Origin of the sequence: Rhodococcus olei, assembly GCF_039540555.1 — a bacterium.
Classification (GTDB): Bacteria; Actinomycetota; Actinomycetes; order Mycobacteriales; family Mycobacteriaceae; genus Rhodococcus_G; species Rhodococcus_G olei.
The window spans coordinates 83,368-104,527 of sequence record NZ_BAABFB010000072.1; the positions used below are offsets into that span (position 1 = coordinate 83,368).

The following is a 21,160-nucleotide window of genomic DNA, read 5'->3' on the forward strand; positions in this document are numbered from 1 at the left end:
CCGGGGACCGGTTCGGCGGTCGGCGTCAGGGGGCCGAGTGATCTCCGGCGGACCCGGGTTCGCCGGAGATCACGTCGACCACCGCGCGTGCCACCCCCGGAGCGGCGGCCGTGACGGCACGAGAGAGGCCGCGCCCCGGGCCCAGGTCGGCGATCTCCACACCGACGATCACCAGCCTGTCCGGCATCCGGTCCAGAGCGCGGCCCAGGGCGATCGCCGCGCCCACATCGAATCCGTGGGTTCCGGCGACGGTGACCTGCAGGTCGGAGGGGTCGAGAACGTGGACCCGTCCGGGGCGCGGGTCTGGCCGCATCACCGCGTCCACTATCACCGCCACCCGGGCGTCACGCCACCAGTCGATCAGCTCGACCGGATCGCCGTACGAGACGAGGATTCGGGCGGGAAGCCCCGCCCGGTGCAGGGCCCGTGCCACCGCCGGACCCACGCCGTCGTCGCCGCGGAACTCGTCTCCGAGAGCGATCACCACCGCTGTCATCGTCGGTCGATCGTGAGGTCGAGAAAGTGGGTGGCGCAGGAGATGCAGGGATCGTGGTTGCGAATCGTCCGCTCGCACAGCGCCGCCAGATCGGCGTCGTCCAGGTCGAGGTGCCGTTCGACGACGTCGGCGAGCTCGTGTTCGATCGCCGACTGATTCTGCGAGGTGGGCGGGACGATGGAGGCGCTACGAATCGTGCCGTCGCCGTCGATGTCGTACCGGTGATACAGGAGACCGCGCGGGGCCTCGCTGACCCCGTGTCCCGTCGCCGGCCGTGGACGCACGTCACGGGCCGGGGTCGGGGGTCGCTCGTAGGATGCGATCAACCGCAGCGCCTCGTCGACCGCGAACACCACCTCGACCGCTCGGACGACGATGCTGCGGAACGGATTTCGGCAAGCATCACCCAGTCCCGCCGCGGATGCGGCCTGCCGCGCGGTCTCCGACAGGCGCGCGCTGTTGAGCGAATAGCGGGCGAGCGGCCCGGCCAGAAAGCGTCGTCCGTCCAGTCGGGCGTGCAGTGCGGTGGAGTGGGGAACCTGGTGTTCGGTGACGTGCTCGGGGAACTCGCCGGCCGGGAACCGGACGCCGGTGGAAGTGTGCACGGTGCCGGACTCGATGGCGTATCGGTCGGGCTCGGTCAGCGCGACCATCTCGTAGGGGAGTTCGTGGTCGGGAAAGTCGAATCCGCCCACCCACGCGACCGTGTCCAGCGCGTCGTCGAGGGCCCGGCGCAGCTGCTCGGCGAGCGGTGCGAGTTCCTCACGGGTGGGCGCACGGTAGAAGCCGCCGACACGCACGTTGACGGGATGGATGGGACGGCCGCCCAGCAGCTCCAGGATCGCGTTGCCCGCCTTCTTCAGATCCAGGCCACGCTCCACCCGGGCACGGTCGGTGCGCGCGAGCGCGATCGAGTCGTCCACCCCGACGAAATCGGGGGCATGCAGGAAGTACATGTGCAGCACGTGGCTGGCGATCCACTCGCCGCAGTAGAGCAGCCGGCGCAGCCGGACCACGGCGTCGTCCGGGGGCGAGGCGCACGCGTCCTCGATGGCGTTGCAGGCGCTGACCTGGTAGGCGACCGGGCAGATTCCGCATATCCGAGAGGTGATGTCGGGGGGTTCACGGAAATCCCGGCCGCGCAGGAACGACTCGAAGAACCGGGGCGGTTCGTAGATGCTCAGCTCGGCACGTTCGACCCGGCCGTCGCGCACCGAGACCCGTAACCTGCCCTCACCTTCCACGCGAGCGAGAGCGCGGACGACCAGCCGCCGGTCGTCCTCACCCATCGGTTGTCCCCGGTTCGTCGACGGCGCCGTGCGTGTAGGCGGCGAACTCGGGTGCGGCGACGTTGAACGTGGCCAGCACTCGTTCGATGGCCGGGTCGTCCATGCCGCAGATGCGCAGCCACGCGGCCATCGAGGGGAGGTTCGGCCCCTTCATCGGCCCGAAGCACCCGTAGCAGCCGCGTCCGTGGGCCGGGCACAGCGCACCGCACCCGGCATGGGTCACCGGGCCGAGGCACGGCGTCCCGTCGGCCACCATGACGCAGGTCGTCCCGCGGCGCTTGCACTCGTTGCAGACGCTGGTGTCGGGGGTGTCGGGCCGTCGACCGGCCAGGAATGCGGCGAGCACCTCGAGCAGTTGGTGCCGGTCGATCGGACAGCCCCGAAGCTCGTGGTCGACGTGCACGTGGGCACCGATCGGTGTCGAGGTCGCGAGAGTGTCGATGTACTCGGGTGAGGCGTAGACACTCGACGCAAATTCCTTGATGTCGGCGAAGTTTCGCAACGCCTGGATCCCGCCGGCCGTCGCACAGGCGCCGATCGTGACCAGGTAGCGGGACTGGTCCCTGATGCGGTGGATGCGCTCGACGTCCTCCGCGGTCGTGATCGATCCCTCGACGAGCGAGAGGTCGTACGGCCCGGCGACGGTCGAGCTCGAGAACTCGAGGAAGTAGCCGATGGTCATCTCCTCGGACAACTGCAGGAGCTGGTCCTCGCAGTCGAGCAACGAGAGCTGGCATCCGTCGCACGATGCGAACTTCCACACCGCCAGGGTCGGTTTCGTCATCACAGCTCCCGAACGTGGAGGAGGGGACCGGCGACCGCGTAGTCGACGACCGGGCCGTCGCGGCAGAGCAGGAGCTCGCCGAGCTGGCAGTGACCGCACAACGCCGTGCCGCACTGCATGTTCCGTTCGAGCGAGACACGGATGTCCGACGCGGCCATTCCCTTGCCGATCAGCACCCGTGCCGCGAACCGCATCATCGGTTCCGGCCCGCACAGCAGGGCCGTGGTCCGACCCGGATCGAGGGACAGCCGTCCGAGCGGCTCGGTGACGAACCCCACCGCGCCGTCCCAGTCGCCGCGTGGCTGGTCCACGGTGACCTCCACCCCGACGATCCCGTCGGCGGCCCACGCGTTCAGTTCTCCCCGGTACAGGAACTCGTCGGGGCTGCGTGCACCGGCGACCAGGACGACCCGGTGGTAGTCGGCGTGGGCCGAGCGGATCGCCAGTACAGCTGACCGCACCGCCGCCAGGCCGACGCCGCCGGCCACGATCACCACGTCGCGCCCGATGCAGGAACCGAGGTCCCAGCCGGTGCCGAACGGGCCGCGCACACCGAGCACGGACCCCACCGGTGCGTCGTGCAGGGCACGACTGACCGCGCCGACGGCGCGGACGGTGTGCTCGAGGCGGCCGCCGGCAGGGTCGCCGCTGATGGAGATCGCGACCTCGCCGACCCCCGCGGCGGCCAGCATCATGAACTGCCCCGGCACGAAGGCGGGCAGCGCGGAATCGACCGGGACGAGGGAGAGCGTCACCGAGTCGCGGGTCTCGGCGGTGCGTCCACGTACCCGATACGGGGTCGGCACCATCGGATCCGCCGCGGTCGCCACCTCGTCACCAGCCCGCCGCATTCGTCCCGCGCGGCCCCGTCTCCGATTCGCCGTACAGGTCCAGCAGTCGCGCCCTGGTGGCCTGGAGCCGTTCGACCAGTGCACCCGACAGCGCACACGCGACCGCGTACCCGAACACCGGGTCCGCCGCACTCGACTCGTGCAGTGCCGCGGCGTCGATCTCGCGCGCCCTCGCCACGGACAACGCGGTGGCGGCGAAATGCCATCGATAGGGGGCGGTCAGCCAGGACCAGCCCAGCACGTCGCCGACGCCGAGAGTTTCGATGGGGACGTCGCCGCGTCCGGGGACATGGGTGTGCAGCAACACCCGACCCTCCTGCACCACCCAGAGCCGTTCGGCGCGGTCGCCCTCGCGGAACACGGGCTCGCCGGCGGCGAATTCGACGAGTCGCGACAACCCCAGCAGCACCCGCACGTGTTGCGGATCCAACCCTGCGACTCGGAGGTTCAGATCGGAAGCGGGGGAGTTCATTCCGACCCTCGGACCGGATCGGTACCCACGCCCGGGAACGTCTCGGCCAGGCGCGCGGCTTCCTCCGTGATGTCGATGCCGACGGGACACCAGTCGATGCACCGCCCACACCCCACGCACCCGGACGATCCGAATTGGTCGTACCAGGTGCCGAGCTTGTGGGAGATCCACTGTCGGTAGCGGCTCTGCCCGGACACCCGGACGTCGCCGCCGTGCAGGTGGGAGAACTCGGGTTCGAAGCACGAGGCCCACCGTTGCCAGCGTTCGGCGTGCGTCCCGGTCAGGTCGGTGACGTCCTCGACCGTGGTGCAGAAGCATGTCGGGCACGCCATCGTGCAGTTGCCGCACGTCAGGCATCGCGACGCGACGTCGTCCCACACGTCGGCATCGCGGGCGGTGCGCAACAACTCTCGCAGATCGACCTCCGGCATCTGCCTGCCCATCCGGTCCGCGGCCGCGCACACGTCCTGTTGGGCACGTTCGACCTCGCCGGGCGCTGCGTCGCGGTGCGGGACCTGCGCGAGTATCTCAGCGCCCCGGTTGGTTCCGACGTCGACCAGGTAGTTCGGACCGGCGTCGCCGAGTCGCTCGGTCAGCCGCAGGTCGTATTCGCCCTCGGCGCCGGGGCCGGTGCCCATGGATGCGCAGAAGCACACCCCGCCGGGCTCGGTGCAATCGACGGCGACGACGAACAACCGCGAGTACAGCGTCGCGGTGCGGCTGTCGGCTCCGTTGCACAGGACCGTCCTGAGAATTCGAATGGCGGCGAGATCGCAGCCGCGAACGCCGAGGAACGCGTAGGCCACCTCATCGTCGGGAGGGGCCCGGAACCCCTCGTCCGAGTCCGTGGACCACAGCTGCCGACGAGGCGGATGCAGGTACTGCTTCCACGACTGCGGACCGGACGAGTGCCCGAAGACCGCGGCATCGTCGCGCCGATGCACGCGGTAGTGCCCGGGTGCGGTGGTCACCCCCCACCCGTCCGGCAGCTGATCGCCGGCCTCGAGTTCGCGCAGGACGATGGCGTTGTCGTCGAGCGTCGGGCCGATCACCCGGTAGCCGGCGCCACGCAGCACCGCGATCAGGTGGTCGAGCCCGCGGCGGTCGATCTCTGTTCCGCCCGGCGCGGGGTCGGGCTGCTGCTGATCGGGATGCCGGGTGCCCTCCACAGGCCCCTCCTCGCGTTGCGAGCGGACGGTGTTGCGCCGCTCGATCTCCGCCGTTTGGTCGGCCTACCGGTGGGTTCCCAGTATCGGCGGTGCGCTGGCTCCGGTCAATCGTGCGACTAGCCCAGGCTGACCACGCCGCCCGGTCGCAGTTCGACGACCCTGCCCCGGCACTCGATCTCGATCGGTCGCTGATTCCCTTCTCCGGCTCTCACCTCGACCTTCCGCCCGCTCACCGTCAACCACAACTGGTGCCCACGGTACGAGATCGGAAACTCCAGCGTGCCCAGAGGTTCCGGCCACTGCGGCCCGAAAACCAGCCTGTCGCCGCGCGCCTCGAGCCCGGTGAAGCACCGCTGGAGCAGGTCGACACTGCCCGCCATCGCGGCCAGATGGATGCCCTCGGCCGTCGTCCCGCCCTGGACGTCGGTGATGTCGGACGCGAGCACGCTCTCGAAGAACTCCATCGCCTTGTCGCGGTTGGCGCGCGCGAGTACCCAGGAATGCACGACCGCGCTCAACGTCGAGCCGTGGGAGGTTCGCGCGATGTAGTAGTCGACGGTCCGGGGGATGTCGTCGGGTTCGAGCCGATACCCCATTCGCCCGAACAGGTCCCGGAGTTCGTCAGCCGAGAGGAGGTAGAACAGCATCAGCACGTCCGCCTGCTTCGAGGCCCGGTACCGGTTGACGTCGTCGCCCTCGGCCTCGAGGATCCTGTCGAGTCGCCGAATGTCCCCGTACTGCTGCCGGTAACGGTCCCAGTCCAGCTCGATCAGGTCGCCGTAGCCGTCGAACTGACTGATCACCCCGTCGTGGAAGGGCACGGACATGCGGCGGGTGACCTCCTCCCACCGGGCCAGCTCCGGCGCCTCCAGGTGGAGTCGGGCGATGAGCTCCGACCGGTCCGGGTCGGCGATGGCGTCGAGCGCCTCGAGGGCGCGCAGTATCACCCACACCGCCATGACATTGGTGTAGGCGTTGTTGTCGATCCCGGCGTGGGGCGCATCGGGGTAACCGGAGTGGAACTCGTCCGGTCCCATCACTCCGCGGATGACGTACCGGGACCGCGCCCGCTCGTATGATGCGAGACTGGCGAAGAAGCGGGCGATGTCGACCAGCATCTCGGCGCCGAAGTGAGCGAGGAATTCGAGGTCTCCGGTGATCTGGTAGTACTGCCACACGTTGTACGCGATTGCGACGCCGATGTGGTGTTGCCGCCAACTGGTGTCCGGAAGCCACCGGCCCGAGCGCGGATTGAGATGCACCTGCTGACTCTCCTCGCGGCCGTCGCTGCCCGACTGCCACGGGAACATCGCGCCCCGGTGCCCGGCTGCCCGCGCGGCGCGACGGGCCTCGGGCAGCCGGCGATACCGGTACTGCAGCAACGACCGCGTCAGGGCGGGCCCTCGCAGGGTCAGCACCGGGAAGACGAACAACTCGTCCCAGAAGACGTGTCCCCGGTACGCCTCGCCGTGCAGTCCGCGGGCCGGGATGCCCACGTCCAGGTCGGCCGTGATCCGGGAGACGGTCTGGAGCAGGTGCAGCAGATGGAACCGCAGGATCCGCGACGCGTCCACCTGCCCCACGATGTCGATCTCGACCCGGTCCCACAGCTGCTCCCAGGCCAGGGCGTGACCGGCCAGCAGCCCTTCGAATCCGCGCAGCCCGGACAACAGGCGTGCCGCCGCGTCGCCGGGGTCCGAGACCGCGTGGTCGCGTCCGGTGAAGAGGGTCACCGTCTTCTCCACCGTGACGGATTGCCCGGCCTCGAGGCGGAGGACGATGTCGTGGCCGACGAGGCCGTCGGTGTCGAACCACGTCCGCAGGCAGTCGGTCGGTTCACTGTCGCGCCGGACCACGGTTCGTGCCGCCATTCCCACCGGGACGCGGGACTGATTGGTCTGCACGGTGAGCAGCACCGAGTCGGGCGACAGTTCGGCGGCCTGCACCCGCTCGAGGTGGTCGCCGGCGAGATCGCGATACCGGTCGACCAGGCCGTTCCGAACCGAACCGTCGAGAGCCGACCGCACCTCGACGGTCCCGGACCAGTCCTCGGCGACGAGCGTCGTCTCGAGCGCACAGGCGTGGGGAATGTGCATCGCGACGAACCGCCGCTGGACGAGCGTCGTCGTCCGGCCCGCCGCGTCGCGACACCGGATCCGTCTGCTGAGAACGGCCCGCCGCAGGTTGAGGTCCTGCCGGTGGTCGAGCAGTTCGGCGGTGTCGACGTCGAACCACGGCCCGTCGTCGACCCGGAACGTCGTCGGCAGCCAGTTCGGCGCGTTCACCAGGCTCTCGTTCGAGATGACCGTCCCGGCACGTTCGTCGCTCAGGCGGTTGTAGAGTCCGGCCACGTAGGTGCCCGGGTAGTGTCCGGGGCCGGCCGCGGATTCGGGTGCGCACCCGCGGGTGGCGAAGTATCCGTTGCCGACCGTGCAGAGCGCTTCCCGCAGTTTCTCGGTCGCCGGGTCGTATCCGTCGTAGTGGAGGATCCAGCCGCTGGACCGGGGCGCGCTCGCGGGGTCCCGATCGATCACCTCGGCCAGCCGCTCGAGGAGCACGCGCACCTGGGCCGGACCGTTCACTGCGTATCGAGCCGCCGATCTGCGGTCGGTGGTTTCCGCGCTTCGCACCACGATCCCCACACCGCCGGCGGCCGCGACCGCGTCGAATGCATCCTCGTCGGTGAGATCGTCCCCCACGTAGAGAGGGAGCATCGACTCCGAATCGACGGTGTGCCTGAGCATCCACCGCAGGGCGCGGCCCTTGTCCCAGGCGACGTCCGGGCGGAGTTCGAGCACCTTGCGGCCGGTGGTCACCCGCAGGGCACTGTCCCGCCCCGCGACTTCGTACACCGCGGCCGCGACCTCGTCGATCTGTCCGCCGGCCACGTTGCGGTAGTGGACAGCGACCCCGAATCTCTTGTGCTCGACCAGAACCCCGGGAACATGGTGCAGGCGCTGCTCGAGCGCCCGGGCCGCACGGTCGATCGCCGGAACCGTGGTGAGCGCGTCGGGATTCTCGTACTTCTGACCGGCGGGACCGACGATGTCGAAGCCGTGACTTCCCCCGTACCAGATTCCGCGTACCCCGACCCGCGCCCGCACGTCGGTCAGGTCACGCCCGCTGATCACGGCCACGGGGCACTCCGCCGCAAGCCGAGTCAATGCGGCGGCGACGCCGTCGGTGAGGACCGCGTGCGCCGGATCGGACACGATGTCGGCCACCGTACCGTCGAAATCCAGGAAGACGGCCGGCCTGCGCACGCGAAGCGGCGCGGTCAGCTCGTGGCGTGCCGTAAGCGCATCGGGGAGGTCGACGCGCCGCAGATCGCCGGCACGGAGCTCGACCTCGGATGCGTCCTGCACCACCACGTCCGCGCCGCGGCGCAGCAACTCGTCGGCGCGGTCCGCCCGGCCGACGGCGATCACCAGAGCGAAGCCGGCTCGACTCGCTTCCGCGACCGTATCGGGGTCGCGGGTGACGAGCACGGCATCCGACAGTGGTGTGCCGAGCCGGGTCGCCGCGTCCTGTGGCACCGATCCGTCGACCCGCACCGGAAACGCCCGGGCGATCTCCTCGCCCTCGAGCAGTTCTCGCGCGCCCCGGCGTGCCGAGAACACCGCACACTCGACACCGGCACGGCGTAATCGGTCCGCGAGCGCGAAAGTCGGTTCTGCGGACCGCATCCCGTCCGCAGTGCTCACCAGCACGTCGAGGTCGACGACGACGAGGCTGTGATGGCGCAGGTCGATGACCGGTCGAGCCGCGGTCTCGACATCCACGTCGCTCATGTGTGCCCGCCTGCTCGCCGAAACGGATCACGGGATGCGCTCAGCGTACGTCGATCGGCGCGGCCGAGGGAAGAACGGGTCATCGCAACGGAGCGCGCCAGCGGACGGTGGTTCCCTCCATCGCCGTGCTGTCGACCGTGACCGTCCCGCCGACGGCGACCGCTCGCGACTGGAGATTGTCGAGTCCGCGGCCCGGAGTTCCCGGCGCCATGCCTCGCCCGTTGTCGGTGACCTCGACAGACAGGTCGTCGCCCACGGTGACGGAGACGGTGACCGCGGTCGCGCCGGCATGCCTGACGACATTGCTCAGGGTCTCTCGAAGCACGGCCTCGGCATGATCGGCCAGCCCCGGCGCGACGATGGACAGCGGACCCGACATCTGCAGCGTGGTCCGGAGGTGGGAATCGGCCGTGACGTCGGCGATCACCTGGTGCAGCCGGCGCCGGAGGCGGGTGGCGCCCTCGTCGCCTCCGTGCAGGTCGAAGATCGCGGTGCGGATGTCCTGGACGATCTCCTGAAGATCGTCCACCATGCCGACCAGCCGCTGTCGCACCTCCGGTGACTTCGCGCGTTGCACGGTCCCCTGCAGCGACAAACCCACGGCGAACAGGCGTTGAATGACCTGATCGTGCAGGTCGCGTGCTATTCGATCGCGATCGGCCAGCACGTCGAGTTCACGCATCCGACGTTGGGCGTTCGCGAGCCGCAGCGCGACGGCGGCGTGGTCGGCGAACACCGTCAACCTGTCCAGTTCATCTGGATTGAACGATTCGCCGTCCGTGCCCCGAAGACACACGAGAATGCCGGAAACCGCGTTCGCGGTGCGGAGTGGCAGCGCGAGTGCCGCGCCCGGAAGTGTCGTCGGGTGGTGGCCGGGGCCGAGGGTCAACCGGTCGGCGCGAACGGGCTGACGCGTGCAGAAGGCGTCACCGAGGGCCGATCCACGGAGCGGAATCCGGCGACCGATGATCTCGACGGGCGGTGTCCCGGCGGCGACGCTCACCACCAGCTCCGTCAACGACTCCTGTTCGGCGTCCGGGTCGTCCGGCACGGCGAGGAAGCAGCAGTCCGATCCGGTCAGTTCCACGACCTTGTCCGCGACCAACTGGAGGACGCCCGGTGGCTCGTCGCCGGCGAGCAGTGCCACGGTGATCTCGCGCGTGGCCTCCAGCCAGGCCTGCTCGGTCCGGGAGCGCTCGTACAGACGCGCGTTGTCGATGGCGATGCCTGCCGCGGCAGCCAAGGCCTCGAGAACGGCCTCGTCGTCGGCGGTGAACTGTTGCCCGTTCGCCTTCTCGGTGAGATACAGGTTTCCGAACACGGTGTCGTGTGTTTGTACGGGTACGCCGAGGAAGGTGCGCATCGGCGGGTGTCGTGGCGGAAACCCGACCGATGCGGGGTGGGTCGAGAGATCGTCGATCCGAAGTGGTTTGGGATCTGCGATGAGGACACCGAGGACCCCGCGGCCACGAGGTAGGTCACCGATCAGCTGCCGGGTGTGCTCGTCGATGCCCTCGTAGATGAACTCGGTGAGTTCGTCCCCGGTACCCCGCACGCCGAGCGCGCCATACCGTGCGTCGACCAGGCGGACAGCGGCGTGCACGATCGTGCGCAGAGTGCGGTCGAGGTCGAGCCCGGATGACACTGCCAGGATCGCACCGAGCAACCCGTCGATGTTCTCTTTCGTCTGCAGGATCTCGAAGATCCGGTCCCGCACATCGGACGGTGTCTGCGACTGGTGGGCCCCGGACTCGTCTCCGGTCACAGATCACCTCCTGTCGGGCATCGCCGACCCGGACGGTCGGCCGGGAGACGGGTCCAGCTTCGCCGCCAGCACCGCGGCCTGGGTACGTCGCTCGACGCCGAGCTTGGTGAGCAGGCGTGAGACGTAGTTCTTGACGGTCTTTTCTGCCAGGTACATCCGCGCCGCGATCTGCCGGTTGGTCAAACCCTCCCCGAGCAGTTCGAGCAGGGTTCGTTCCTGCTCGGAGAGCCCGGAGAAGGGGCCGGTGTCCTCCTGCTCGGCCGCCCGGAGTTTCGCCATCAGCGCGGCGGCGGCGTTGCTGTCGAGCAGGGACTTGCCCACGCCGACCTCGTGCACAGCCCTGACCAGTTCGAACCCCTTGATGTCCTTGACCACGTATCCGCTCGCGCCGGCCAGGATCGCGCTGAGGATCGCCTCCTCGTCGGTGTACGAGGTCAGGATCAGGCAGTGCAGCGCGGGCAGTCGCGCCATCAGTTCACGACACAGTTCGATCCCACTGCCGTCCGGCAGGCGTACGTCGAGGACCGCGACGTCCGGTCGCAGGGCCGGAACCCGGGCGAGCGCGGCGGAGTAGGTGCCCGCTTCGCCGATCACCTGCAGTTCGGGGTCGGACTCCAGCAGCTCGACCAGCCCCCGGCGAACCACCTCGTGGTCGTCCACCAGAAAAACCCTGATCATGCGGCAACCTCCGTTCCCGCGCCTCCGGCCAGTCTCACCGTACGTCAGTTCCCTCCGGGGTGGGCAGGGACGACCCGTACGTCTGCGCCACGCCCGCACCCCGGGGCTACGTTGGTCGTATGACGGACACCAGGCAGGCGTCGTGACCGCCGAGGATTCGCCGCCCCCGCACGGTGACCCGCCCATACCGGTCGCGATACGGGTCTTGACGGCCGCCGACGTACCCGCGGTTGTTGCCCTGTACGAGTCGTTGGACGCGCACGATGGCTATCTGCGGTTCTTCGCCGCGCCTCCACGGGACATCTCGATCCTGGTGTCGAAGCTGACCACCGTGGATCGGGGACACGCGGCGATCGGAGCATTCGACTCGGGGCAGTTGATCGGAGTCGCGAACCTCGTCCGCCTCGATGATCCGGGTACCGCGGAGGTTGCCCTTGTGGTGAGGCACGATCATCAGCTTCACGGGATCGGTTCGGCCCTGCTGGCCAGGCTCGTGAAGACGGCCCGGGATCGTGGAATCCACACGCTGGTCGCCGAGGTGCTGCTCGAGAACTCCACGATGCTGAAGGTGATCGCCGAGACAGGTCTGCGGACACGCCGCCGTCGCGAGGGGAGCGCGACGCACATCGAAATCGAACTCGGAGGCGAACCCGAACCCGAAGCACACGGACACAACCGAACTCCAAGCCGATGACCAGTGCCGGTTTCGTGTGGACGTTCGCCCCTGGTCGGCGTTTGATCCGGAGCGCGATGATCGGCCCATGGGCGTCAACTGCACTGTCCAGCGGTCGAATCCGAGGAGGACGACATGAACGGCAACGCGCCTGTCGTGGTGGGAGTCGACGGATCCACATCGTCGAACGACGCAGTGTGGTGGGCGGCGGAGAACGCTGGACGTCGCGGCGCGCCACTGCACCTGATCGCAACGAGATTCGTCGCCGGTACCCACGGCGTCCCGATCGGTCTACCGCCGTCGTACTTCGACGACCAGGAGCGCGAAGGGAACCTCCGCCTCGTCCGCGCAACCGACCTGGCCCGTGAGGCATCGGCAGGTCCGCTGACCATCGAATCCGAACTGGTGTCGGGTCACCCGAGTCAGGTGCTGGTCGACCGGGCCCGCACCGCGCGGATGGTGGTGATCGGGTCACGGGGTCTCGGGGAGGTGGTGGGCGGTCTGCTCGGGTCGGTCAGCTCGGCGGTGGCGGCTCACGCCCGCTGTCCGGTTGCGGTGGTCCGCGCCCTGACCGACCCCGAAGGCTCCATGGGTGGTCCGGTCGTCGTCGGTGTGGACGGTACTCGAAACAGTGAACCGGCGATTGCCGAAGCCTTCACCGAGGCGTCGCTGCGTGGTGCGGAACTTGTCGCCGTGCATGCATGGTCGGACACGAACATTTCGAGTCTCCTCACCGCCGACCAAGGACTGGACTGGAGGTCGATTCGAACGAAGGAAGAGGCCGCACTCGCAGAGAGTATCGCCGGATTCAGCGACGATTTCCCCGACGTCCGTGTCCGCCGGGTCGTCGTCGAGGATCGGCCGGCCAAGGCACTCGCCGATCTGTCGAGATTGTCGCAGTTGGTGGTGGTCGGCAGTAGGGGGCGCGGGGGATTCGCCAGCATGCTCCTCGGCTCGACCAGCCGGGCCCTGCTGCACTCGGTGACCTGTCCGCTGCTGATCGTTCACACCCACTGAACCGGTGGGCCGCCTGGTGACCTGTGTCCCCGTCCCGACGACTCTCGGCCCTACCTTCCTGCAGGTGGCGGAGGTGGACTCGGGGGACACGAACGGAACACTTGGAGGAAAGTCATGGGCATGCTCTCTCCCCGCCACCAGCACCAGCCGATGTCGATGTGGCCGGCGATGCCGGACTGGTCCGATCTGGTGGCGCGGCTCGAGTCGATGTCACCGTGGACACCGCTCGACAGTCACATGATCCGCGTCGAGGAGCACCTCGCGGAGGGCCGGTACACGCTGCGTGCCGAGCTGCCCGGCGTGGACCCGGCCAAGGACATCGACATCAGCATCCGCGACGGCCAGCTGACGATCACCGCCGAACGCAGCGAACAGAAGGCGGAGGGCACCCGGTCGGAGTTCCACTACGGCAGCTTCTATCGGTCGATGCCGCTGCCGGCGGGGGCACAGGAAGGTGACATCGACGCCTCCTACGCCGACGGGATCCTCACCGTGACGGTGCCGGTGGCCGAGGCACCATCCTCGGAACGGCATGTCGAGATCAGGACCGCCGGCGGGAACGAGGACGCGACGAGCTGACCCGGCGGGAGTCCGGGTGCCCGGTGCCGCCGTGACGCCGGGCCCCGTCGCGCTCGGCGTCGTCCGCGTCCGAGTGCCCGGAGTCGATGTATGCGTCGAGGACCCGCCGCATCTCCGCGACCGCCTTCTGCCGGTCCGCAGTGTTCGGGATGCGGGAGAGTCGTTGCTTGAGCCCGAGAGTGAACTCCGCGTAGTCGTTCTGCCAGTCGCGGCCGACCAGGCGGGCGGCGTCGGGGCGAGCCGCGGCGACCAACGTGGCGGGGGCGGCGGCCGGCAGCAGATAGCTTTCGCCGATGGCGGGGGTGATGACGGGTAGCTGCGGCGCGTCTTCGCCGACGAGCGCGGTCAGCGCGGCGAGCGCGCCCGGCTCGCCGTGGGTGAGGAACAGACCACCCGTGATCGGCGCGCGCTGGGCGATCCAGTTCCGCAGTTCGTCCCGGTCGGCGTGCGCGGAGTAGGTGTCGATCCGCCGGATACGGGCGCGGACGTTGATGTCGGAGCCGGAGATCCGTACCCGCGGCGCGCCGTCGAGCAGGACCCGCCCCAGCGAACCTTGCGCCTGGAACCCGACGAAGAGGATGGTCGAGTCCCGACGGTGGAGGTTGTGTTCGAGGTGGTGCCGGATGCGTCCGGCCTCGCACATGCCGGAGGCAGCGATGACGATGACCCCGGACATGTCGTTGATCCGCATCGACGCGTCGGCGTCCTCGACATAGTGGATGGCGCGGTGGTGGAAGACGTCGGTGCCACCGAGGTCCTCGAGTTCGCTCGCGTGCCGGGCGAAGACACTGGTCGCGCGTGTTGCGAGCGGCGAGTCGACGAACACCGGCACGTCGGGGATGCGATGCGCGTCGGTCAGGTGCGCGATGTCGAGCAGAAGTTCCTGGGTTCGCTCCAGCGCAAACGCCGGAATCACCAGGTTGCCGCCTCGGGCGAGGGCGTCGTTGACCTCCGCCGCGAGCTGGTCGCGCCTCTGCTCGAGCGATGGCCGTTCCCGGGTCCGACTGCCGTACGTCGACTCGCAGACGACGTGGTCCACGCCGGTGGGTCCTGCGGGTGTCGTCTGGAACGCCTTGTGCTGCGGGCCGAGGTCACCGGAACAGAGCAGGCGGACACCGCCGGTGTCGACCTCCGCCGAAGCCGCACCCAGAATGTGTCCGGCGTTCCACAGCCTCGCCCGGAACGCGGGAGCGGGCTCGAACCACACTTCGAGTGGCACCGGCCGGGTGCGCCGCCACGCCACGAGCGCGTCCTGCTCGGTGTAGAGCGGCGTGAACCGTTCGTCGCCTGCGCGGTCGCGGCGACCGTTGCGGCGGGTGGCCTCGAACTCCTGGATCCGGCCGGCGTCGGCAAGCATGTACTCCAGCAGGTCGGCGGTCTGCGCTGTGCAGAAGATCGGCCCGTCGAATCCCTGCGCCACCAGTTTCGGCAGCAGCCCGCAGTGGTCGATGTGGGCGTGGGTGAGCACGACCGCCTCGATTGTCGACGGATCGAACCCGAACGCCTCGTGGTTGAGGGATTCGAGAGTTCGCGATCCCTGGAACAGTCCGCAGTCGACGAGGATGCGGCGTCCCGCTGAGGTGATCTCCATGCACGAGCCGGTCACGGTCCGCGCGGCTCCGTGGAAGGTGAGGGTCACGTGCTCGTCCATGGTCGGCTCCTCGCTCGTCAGCGGCTCCCGGCGAGCGCGCGACCCCACTGCTCGGCGCGTGCCTCCTCACCGGGCTCGAGACGGGACTGCTTGTCGACCAGGAAACTCTCCGACTCGGCCACCAGGTCGTAGCCCCGCTGCCGCAGCCGCTTCCCGATCCCCTTCGACGCCCGCCCGGTCAGCAGGGCGGGCGCGTGCCGTCGGGTGTCGAACGCGGCGGCACGGCCGTGAATGGGCGGCAGCGCCGAGAGCCATTCCCGCACACCGGTGTCCGTGGCATCTGGTTCCAGGGTTTCCTCGGCACCCGGACGCTCGGCGGTCTGCTCGGCGCCGCGGCGGCTCGACGGCCGGCTCATCCCGTGGACGTGCGTCGGACCGCCGACGACCACAAGGTCGTATCCGGCGAGATCCGCCTCGCCGGCGTGCGACACCGGCAGCACCTGCACCGCTCCCGCGTCCGCGACACCACGGGCGATGGCCTCGGCGACGAGCCGTGTGCTGCCGAACATCGACTCGTAGACCACGAGTGTGCGCATGACGATTCCTCCTGCTGATGGGTCCTGTGATCATGCTCGCGTACGGAGTGCGGGGCCGGCAGGGCCCAAGGTCCTGCCGGGGAACACCCTTCGTCACTGGGATCCGCTCGCACACAGCCGAATACTGGATCATGAACCGACAGCGAGTCGAGGGGGTCTCGATGCGCTCACCGCGCCGTTACCTGACACAGACGGACCTCATGTCCTGGCGCATGGAGGCCGACCCGGTCCTGCGGTCGACGATCGTGGCTGTCGCGCTCCTCGACCGCCGGCCGGACTGGGACCGGTTCGTCTCGATGATGGAGCGGGGGACGCGGCGGGTACCGCTGTTTCGGTGCAAGGTCGTCACTCCCCGGTTCGGTATGTCGCCTCCGTACTGGGTGGACGACCCCGACTTCGACCTGAGCTGGCACCTGCGCTCCTTCACCCTCTCCGACCGGGAGGGGTGGGGTGGAGTGCTGGACTTCGCGCGGACCGCGGCGATGAGCGCCTTCGACAAGGATCGCCCGCTCTGGGAGTTCACGGTGCTCGGCGGACTCGCCGGTGGCCGGGCCGCGCTGGTGACGAAGGTGCACCACAGCCTGACCGACGGAGTCGGTGGGATGCAGATCGTCCGAGAGATCGTGGATTTGACCCGCGACGGCGACGAGCGCCCCCACGAACCGTCCGAGGACGTGCCGTCGGCAACCGGCGCGGCCCCGCGCCTGGGCTACTGGCCGGATCGGCTGGCCACCGGTGGACGCTCGGCGCTGCGCGCGTCGACCGCAGCGATCCGCAATCCGGCCGGGGTGGTGCGCGGCACGTCGGCCGCGCTGGCGTCGACGATGCGGCTGACCCGCCCCGTTTTCTCCACGCTGTCCCCGGTGATGACCGAGCGCAGCACCCTGCGCCGGCTCGCCACCCTCGACGTGGCGGTGCGCGCCCTCGACGGCGCCGCGGAGGCGTCCGGCGGCTCGATCAACGACGCATTCCTCGCCGCGGTCCTGCTCGGCGCCGCGCGCTATCACCGCCACCACGGCGCCGCGGTGGACCGGCTGCGGGTGACACTGCCGATAAGCCTGCGCACCGAGCGGGACGCGATGGGCGGCAACCGCATCACCCTTGCCCGGTTTCCCCTGCCCACCGACGTGGCCGATCCCGTCGAACTCATCGGGCGCGTCCACACCCTCGTCGACACGTGGCGTCACGAACCGGCGGTCAGATGGTCACCCGCTATCGCCGGCACGCTGAACCTGCTGCCTGCCGCCGTGCTCGTCGGCATGCTCGAACATGTCGACCTCGTCGCGTCGAACGTGACCGGGTCGCCGGTGCCGTTGTTCACCGCCGGCGCCCAGATACTCGGTCACTACGCGTTCAGCCCGACCCTGGGGTCGGCCTTCAACGTAACCTTGATGTCGTACCGGTCCCGGTGCTGCATCGGGGTGAACGCCGACGCAGCAGCGGTTCCCGACGTCGATGTTCTCGCCGGGGCCCTCGCCGACGGGTTCCGCGAGGTGGTCGCGCTGTGCCCGGACGCCGCGGAAACCGCAGTGATGCTGCGCACCTGACACGGAAGGCGGACGCAGGGAAGGGACGGAGGACGCGATGCACGCCGAAGTGGGTGACTGGCTGGTGGTCAAGGGCACCGTACTCGACTCACCGGACGAGATCGGGCTGATCGTCGAGGTGCGCCGGGCGGACGGCGAACCTCCTTACCGGGTGCGCTGGTTGCGCGACAACCGGGAAACACTCGTCTTCCCCGGGCCCGACGCGCACGTGATCACCGCAGCCGAGAAGCTGCGGGCGGACACCCGCGAACGCCGCCGGATCGCCGCACTCCAGCAGGCCATCCTCGGGCGCGGATGACGCTCACCCGGGTACCAACTCGACGGCGGTCACTCCCGGCACCGTCTCGGCGAGCGCGGCGACGATGCCGCGCTCCGGGTCCTCGGAATCGAGCCCGCCGATCCGGACCCCGCCGTCCGCCACCGCGACGGTCCAGCGCCGGGAGCCCGCGTACACGTCCAGCCGGTGCTGGACCTCGTGCCGGATGTGGTCGTCGTCCATGGTGAGCACCGCGATCAGGTCGCGGCGGGTGACGATGCCGACCACGTCGCGCCCCTGCATGATCGGGATGCCGCGCAGGCCGGACCGCAGCATCGCCGACGCGAGCGCGCTGACGTCGACGTCCGGCAGCATCGCGACCACCGGGCTGGTCATCGTCGCGGATGCCGACGTCTCGCCCGATGGCGTGCGGAACTTCTCGCGCAGCAGGTCACCCTCGGAGACGATGCCGACCAGGTTGCGCCCCTCGTCGACGACCGGAAGAACGGTGAATCCGGACCTCTGGACGATCCGCAGGCACTCGTCGACCGTGGCCTGCGGGGACACCGTGGTGACCGGGCTGCTCATGATGTGTCGCGCGTGCATGACCGCTCCTTCCGACCTCCACCAGCGTCACAGCCGCGTGGCGTTCGCGGGTAGGGCCATTGGGCCTCGGGTTGGCCCCGCCTCGGCCGGACCGGTGACCTTCGGCCCTGGGCGGCGCCGCGGCAACCGTGTTGGCTGGACGGTGACGGTGAGGAGCCCGCCATGAACGCCACCACTCCGGCAACCGTGGATCGGCAGTGGGTGCGGTCGATCGGCCAGGTCCGGTTGTCCGACACCCCGAGTGTGGGCGGGAAGGCCGCCAACCTCGGCGAACTGACCCACGCCCGGTTCCCGGTCCCGCCCGGGTTCGTCGTCACCCGTGAGGCGTACCTCGACGCGATGGCGGCCGCCGGGATCCGGGAAACCCTGTACGCCCGGCGGGTGCCTTCCGTGGATGCCGGGGAGTCCGATCTCGCGGCTGCGGCGCGGGAGCTGCGCGAGAGCGTGCTGACCGCGCCGGTCCCGGACACCCTGCGCACCGAGATTGCCGCCGCCTACCGTGATCTCGGTGACGCGATCCGGGTCGCGGTGCGCTCGTCGGCACCGGGGGAGGATGCGGCCGACACCTCGTTCGCGGGTATCCACGACAGTTTCACCAACGTCAGCGGTGTCGACTCCGTTCTCGATGCGGTCCGGCGGTGCTGGGCATCGCTGTGGTCCGAACGGGCGCTGAGCTACCGCAGCATCCAGAATGTCGACGACGAGCCGTCCGTCGCGGTCGTCGTCCAGACGATGGTCGCCTCCGACCGGTCGGGGGTCGTGTTCACCGCCGACCCGCGGACCGGTGTCCGCGACCGGGTGGTCGTCGAGGCCGCCACCGGGCTCGGCGAGGTGGTCGTCGGCGGGCAGGTCGAACCGGACACCTACGTGGTCGGCAAGGACGGGTTCCGGGTCCTCGACGTACACATCGGTACCCAGGCCTTCTCGATCACCGGCGGCGCGGACGGCGACCGGCGCACCGAGATCCCCGTCGCCGAACGCGGACACCGCGTCCTCGCCGACTCGGAACTCGAGCGCCTGGCCCGACTGGCCGTCGCGGTCGAGGAACATTACCGTTCGCCGCAGGATCTGGAGTTCGCGTTCGCCGGCGACGACCTGTGGATCGTCCAGACCCGCCCGATCACCACCCTCGGCGGCCCGCCCGCCGCGACAGCTCCGTCCTCGGGTGGTCGGATTCTCGCGCACGGGCTCGGTGCGAGTCCCGGCACGGCGTCGGGCAGTGTGCGGGTGCTGCACTCGGTCGCCGATGCCCATCTTCTGCACGACGGCGACATCCTCGTCGCACCCATGACGCGCCCCGACTGGCTGCCGGTGCTGCGCCGGGCCGCGGGAATCGTCACCGACGGCGGCGGCATCACCTGCCACGCCGCGATCGTCGGTCGGGAGCTCGGCAGGCCGGTGATCGTCGGCACCCGCGACGCGACGACGATCCTCGTCGACGGCGCCGTCGTCACCATCGACGGCGAGGCGGGCACAGTCCTGGAGGGTGCGCCTGCCACGCCAGAGGCCGCTGCTGCCCCCTCCTCCCTGCCCCGCACCGGCGGCCCGGGCTGGACCGAGGCGACCGCGACGGCGGTATACGTCAACCTCGCGACCCCCGACGCCGCCGAGCGGGTCGCGGCGACCGACGTCGACGGCGTCGGGCTCCTGCGCGCCGAGTTCATGATCATGGACGCGCTGCAGGGGGTGCATCCGGCGACGATCCTGTCCGAGGGGCGACGCGACGAGTACGTGGAGGCGATGGCATCCGGCGTCGCCAGGATCGCCGCAGCGTTCCACCCGAGGCCGGTGATCTACCGCGCGATCGATCTGCGCACCAACGAGTTCGCGAACCTGTCCGGCGGCGACGTCGAGCCCGCCGAGGACAACCCGATGATCGGCTACCGCGGGTGCTTCCGGTACGTCCGCGAACCGGAGCTGCTGCGCCTCGATCTCGACGTGATCCACACCGTCCGGCGGCGGTACCCGAACGTGCACCTGATGATCCCGTTCGTGCGCACCTTCTGGGAACTCGAGGCCTGCCTGCGACTACTGGACGCGCATCCGCTCGGATCCGATCGGGGGATGCACCGGTGGATCATGGCGGAGGTGCCGTCGGTCACGTACTGGATTCCCCGCTACGCCCAGCTCGGCATCGACGGTGTCTCCATCGGCACCAACGATCTGACTCAACTCGTCCTCGGTGTCGACCGGGACTCGGAGATCTGCCGGGACGTGTTCGACACGATGGATCCGGCGGTGCTCGACGCCGTCGACACGATCATCGAACGGGCAACCCGCGCCGGACTGACCACGTCGCTGTGCGGGCAGGCCGTGTCGACGAACCCGGCCCTGGCCGAACACCTCGTCCGGCAGGGGATCACCTCGGTCTCGGTGACACCGGACACCGCCGCATACACGCGCCGTCTCGTCGCCGCCGCCGAACGCCGGATCCTGCTCGAGCGAGCCCGGACGTCCCGGTCCGGCGGACCCGACACGGCGCGATGACGGGAGCCCCCACCGTCCTGGTGGCTCACGCCAGCGCACAGGGTTCGACAGCGACCATCGCCGACCGCATCGGCGACACGCTCGCGGCAGCCGGCTGTTCCGCCACGACCGCCTCGGTCACGGACGACCCCGACCCGGGCGAGTTCGACGCGGTCGTCCTCGGCAGCGCGATCCACGACGGAGACTTCCTGCCCGAGTTCCACGGCTACCTGGAACGTCATCGCGCGGCCCTGTCGATGCGGCCGACGTGGTTGTTCAGCGTCGGGATGGGTCCCGCGCTGCACGGTCCGATCGGTGCACTGTTCCGTCGGATGGTGCCTGCGTCGATCGCGTCGGTTCGGGACACGTTGGGCGTCAATGACTTCCATGCGTTCGCGGGTGTGTTCGAGCGTCCTCCGGAGCGCCGACTCCGGTTGGTTGTCCGGCTGATGGGGGTGCGGTACGGCGACAACAGGAACTGGACCGACGTGACGGCCTGGGCCTCCTCGATCGCCGCGCACCTCCGCTGAGCCC

The 21,160-nt window shown here is 69.6% G+C and carries 19 protein-coding genes; 7 read left to right on the forward strand and 12 right to left on the reverse strand.

The features are described from left to right. Positions 1-25 precede the first annotated feature (25 nt). From ABD951_RS24275 to ABD951_RS24315, 9 genes are all read right to left on the reverse strand, one after another. Entirely contained in the window at positions 26-496 is a 471-nt protein-coding gene (locus ABD951_RS24275) for a hydrogenase maturation protease (protein ID WP_345351518.1), read from the reverse strand. Further along, the gene (locus ABD951_RS24280; protein ID WP_345351520.1) at positions 493-1,785 is read right to left on the reverse strand and encodes a Ni/Fe hydrogenase subunit alpha; all 1,293 of its coding nucleotides are present in this window, start codon (positions 1,783-1,785) and stop codon (positions 493-495) included. Before ABD951_RS24280 ends, ABD951_RS24275 begins: the two co-directional genes overlap by 4 nt. Next, a complete protein-coding gene (locus ABD951_RS24285) occupies positions 1,778-2,569 on the reverse strand; it encodes an NADH-quinone oxidoreductase subunit B family protein (RefSeq protein WP_345351523.1) in 792 nt (263 codons plus the stop codon). The genes ABD951_RS24280 and ABD951_RS24285 overlap by 8 nt, the downstream gene beginning before the upstream one ends. Beyond that, positions 2,569-3,420 carry an FAD/NAD(P)-binding protein gene (locus tag ABD951_RS24290; protein ID WP_345351526.1) on the reverse strand — a complete coding sequence of 284 codons (852 nt, stop codon included), beginning with the start codon at positions 3,418-3,420 and terminating at the stop codon, positions 2,569-2,571. The genes ABD951_RS24285 and ABD951_RS24290 overlap by 1 nt, the downstream gene beginning before the upstream one ends. Next, positions 3,404-3,850, reverse strand: coding sequence for a Crp/Fnr family transcriptional regulator (locus tag ABD951_RS24295; protein WP_345351529.1), 447 nt, complete (start codon positions 3,848-3,850; stop codon positions 3,404-3,406). The genes ABD951_RS24290 and ABD951_RS24295 overlap by 17 nt, the downstream gene beginning before the upstream one ends. Before the next feature lie 38 nt (positions 3,851-3,888). Continuing rightward, positions 3,889-5,061 carry a 4Fe-4S dicluster domain-containing protein gene (locus ABD951_RS24300; RefSeq protein WP_425569943.1) on the reverse strand — a complete coding sequence of 391 codons (1,173 nt, stop codon included), beginning with the start codon at positions 5,059-5,061 and terminating at the stop codon, positions 3,889-3,891. A gap of 116 nt (positions 5,062-5,177) precedes the next feature. Next, a complete protein-coding gene (gene otsB / locus ABD951_RS24305) occupies positions 5,178-8,852 on the reverse strand; it encodes a trehalose-phosphatase (RefSeq protein ID WP_345351532.1) in 3,675 nt (1,224 codons plus the stop codon). Between the two features lie 79 nt (positions 8,853-8,931). Next, positions 8,932-10,617, reverse strand: coding sequence for a sensor histidine kinase (locus tag ABD951_RS24310; RefSeq protein ID WP_345351535.1), 1,686 nt, complete (start codon positions 10,615-10,617; stop codon positions 8,932-8,934). Between the two features lie 3 nt (positions 10,618-10,620). Continuing rightward, positions 10,621-11,295: a response regulator transcription factor gene (locus ABD951_RS24315; protein WP_345351538.1), complete on the reverse strand. Its 675-nt coding sequence runs from the start codon at positions 11,293-11,295 to the stop codon at positions 10,621-10,623. A 205-nt stretch (positions 11,296-11,500) separates the two neighbouring features. Between ABD951_RS24315 and ABD951_RS24320 the strand changes: the two genes are divergently transcribed. The 3 genes from ABD951_RS24320 to ABD951_RS24330 all read left to right on the forward strand — a co-directional run bounded on the left by ABD951_RS24320 (position 11,501) and on the right by ABD951_RS24330 (position 13,564). Continuing rightward, positions 11,501-11,989: a GNAT family N-acetyltransferase gene (locus tag ABD951_RS24320; RefSeq protein WP_345351541.1), complete on the forward strand. Its 489-nt coding sequence runs from the start codon at positions 11,501-11,503 to the stop codon at positions 11,987-11,989. Between the two features lie 114 nt (positions 11,990-12,103). Further along, positions 12,104-12,985, forward strand: coding sequence for a universal stress protein (locus tag ABD951_RS24325; RefSeq protein ID WP_345351544.1), 882 nt, complete (start codon positions 12,104-12,106; stop codon positions 12,983-12,985). Positions 12,986-13,099: 114 nt separating this feature from the next. Continuing rightward, positions 13,100-13,564, forward strand: a complete 465-nt coding sequence (locus ABD951_RS24330; RefSeq protein ID WP_345351547.1) for an Hsp20/alpha crystallin family protein — start codon at positions 13,100-13,102, stop codon at positions 13,562-13,564. Here the strand turns inward: ABD951_RS24330 and ABD951_RS24335 are convergent. Further along, a complete protein-coding gene (locus ABD951_RS24335) occupies positions 13,527-15,215 on the reverse strand; it encodes an MBL fold metallo-hydrolase RNA specificity domain-containing protein (RefSeq protein ID WP_345351550.1) in 1,689 nt (562 codons plus the stop codon). The genes ABD951_RS24330 and ABD951_RS24335 overlap by 38 nt on opposite strands. Before the next feature lie 17 nt (positions 15,216-15,232). Then, complete coding sequence (locus tag ABD951_RS24340) at positions 15,233-15,751, reverse strand: flavodoxin family protein (RefSeq protein ID WP_345351553.1); 519 nt, start codon at positions 15,749-15,751, stop codon at positions 15,233-15,235. A 131-nt stretch (positions 15,752-15,882) separates the two neighbouring features. Between ABD951_RS24340 and ABD951_RS24345 the strand changes: the two genes are divergently transcribed. Next, positions 15,883-17,298, forward strand: coding sequence for a wax ester/triacylglycerol synthase domain-containing protein (locus ABD951_RS24345; RefSeq protein ID WP_345351556.1), 1,416 nt, complete (start codon positions 15,883-15,885; stop codon positions 17,296-17,298). 37 nt (positions 17,299-17,335) lie between these two features. Beyond that, positions 17,336-17,596, forward strand: coding sequence for a DUF1918 domain-containing protein (locus tag ABD951_RS24350; protein WP_345351559.1), 261 nt, complete (start codon positions 17,336-17,338; stop codon positions 17,594-17,596). A 3-nt stretch (positions 17,597-17,599) separates the two neighbouring features. On the opposite strand, the gene ABD951_RS24355 is transcribed toward ABD951_RS24350, so the two are convergent. Continuing rightward, positions 17,600-18,160, reverse strand: a complete 561-nt coding sequence (locus ABD951_RS24355) for a CBS domain-containing protein (RefSeq protein WP_345351562.1) — start codon at positions 18,158-18,160, stop codon at positions 17,600-17,602. 162 nt (positions 18,161-18,322) lie between these two features. Between ABD951_RS24355 and ppsA the strand changes: the two genes are divergently transcribed. Both ppsA and ABD951_RS24365 read left to right on the forward strand, forming a co-directional pair. Then, the gene (gene ppsA, locus ABD951_RS24360) at positions 18,323-20,647 is read left to right on the forward strand and encodes a phosphoenolpyruvate synthase (RefSeq protein WP_345351566.1); all 2,325 of its coding nucleotides are present in this window, start codon (positions 18,323-18,325) and stop codon (positions 20,645-20,647) included. Continuing rightward, on the forward strand, positions 20,644-21,156 hold the full coding sequence (locus ABD951_RS24365; protein ID WP_345351569.1) for a flavodoxin domain-containing protein: 513 nt from the start codon (positions 20,644-20,646) through the stop codon (positions 21,154-21,156). Before ppsA ends, ABD951_RS24365 begins: the two co-directional genes overlap by 4 nt. Positions 21,157-21,160: the final 4 nt, after the last annotated feature.

Coding starts and splice junctions, on each gene's coding strand:
- ABD951_RS24275 (WP_345351518.1), bottom strand. CDS start 496: ATGACAGCGGTGGTGATCGCTCTCGGAGACGAGTTCCGCGGCGACGAC.
- ABD951_RS24280 (WP_345351520.1), bottom strand. CDS start 1,785: ATGGGTGAGGACGACCGGCGGCTGGTCGTCCGCGCTCTCGCTCGCGTG.
- ABD951_RS24285 (WP_345351523.1), bottom strand. CDS start 2,569: ATGACGAAACCGACCCTGGCGGTGTGGAAGTTCGCATCGTGCGACGGA.
- ABD951_RS24290 (WP_345351526.1), bottom strand. CDS start 3,420: ATGCGGCGGGCTGGTGACGAGGTGGCGACCGCGGCGGATCCGATGGTG.
- otsB (WP_345351532.1), bottom strand. CDS start 8,852: ATGAGCGACGTGGATGTCGAGACCGCGGCTCGACCGGTCATCGACCTG.
- ABD951_RS24315 (WP_345351538.1), bottom strand. CDS start 11,295: ATGATCAGGGTTTTTCTGGTGGACGACCACGAGGTGGTTCGCCGGGGG.
- ABD951_RS24325 (WP_345351544.1), top strand. CDS start 12,104: ATGAACGGCAACGCGCCTGTCGTGGTGGGAGTCGACGGATCCACATCG.
- ABD951_RS24330 (WP_345351547.1), top strand. CDS start 13,100: ATGGGCATGCTCTCTCCCCGCCACCAGCACCAGCCGATGTCGATGTGG.
- ABD951_RS24335 (WP_345351550.1), bottom strand. CDS start 15,215: ATGGACGAGCACGTGACCCTCACCTTCCACGGAGCCGCGCGGACCGTG.
- ABD951_RS24340 (WP_345351553.1), bottom strand. CDS start 15,751: ATGCGCACACTCGTGGTCTACGAGTCGATGTTCGGCAGCACACGGCTC.
- ABD951_RS24345 (WP_345351556.1), top strand. CDS start 15,883: ATGAACCGACAGCGAGTCGAGGGGGTCTCGATGCGCTCACCGCGCCGT.
- ABD951_RS24350 (WP_345351559.1), top strand. CDS start 17,336: ATGCACGCCGAAGTGGGTGACTGGCTGGTGGTCAAGGGCACCGTACTC.
- ABD951_RS24355 (WP_345351562.1), bottom strand. CDS start 18,160: ATGCACGCGCGACACATCATGAGCAGCCCGGTCACCACGGTGTCCCCG.
- ppsA (WP_345351566.1), top strand. CDS start 18,323: ATGAACGCCACCACTCCGGCAACCGTGGATCGGCAGTGGGTGCGGTCG.
- ABD951_RS24365 (WP_345351569.1), top strand. CDS start 20,644: ATGACGGGAGCCCCCACCGTCCTGGTGGCTCACGCCAGCGCACAGGGT.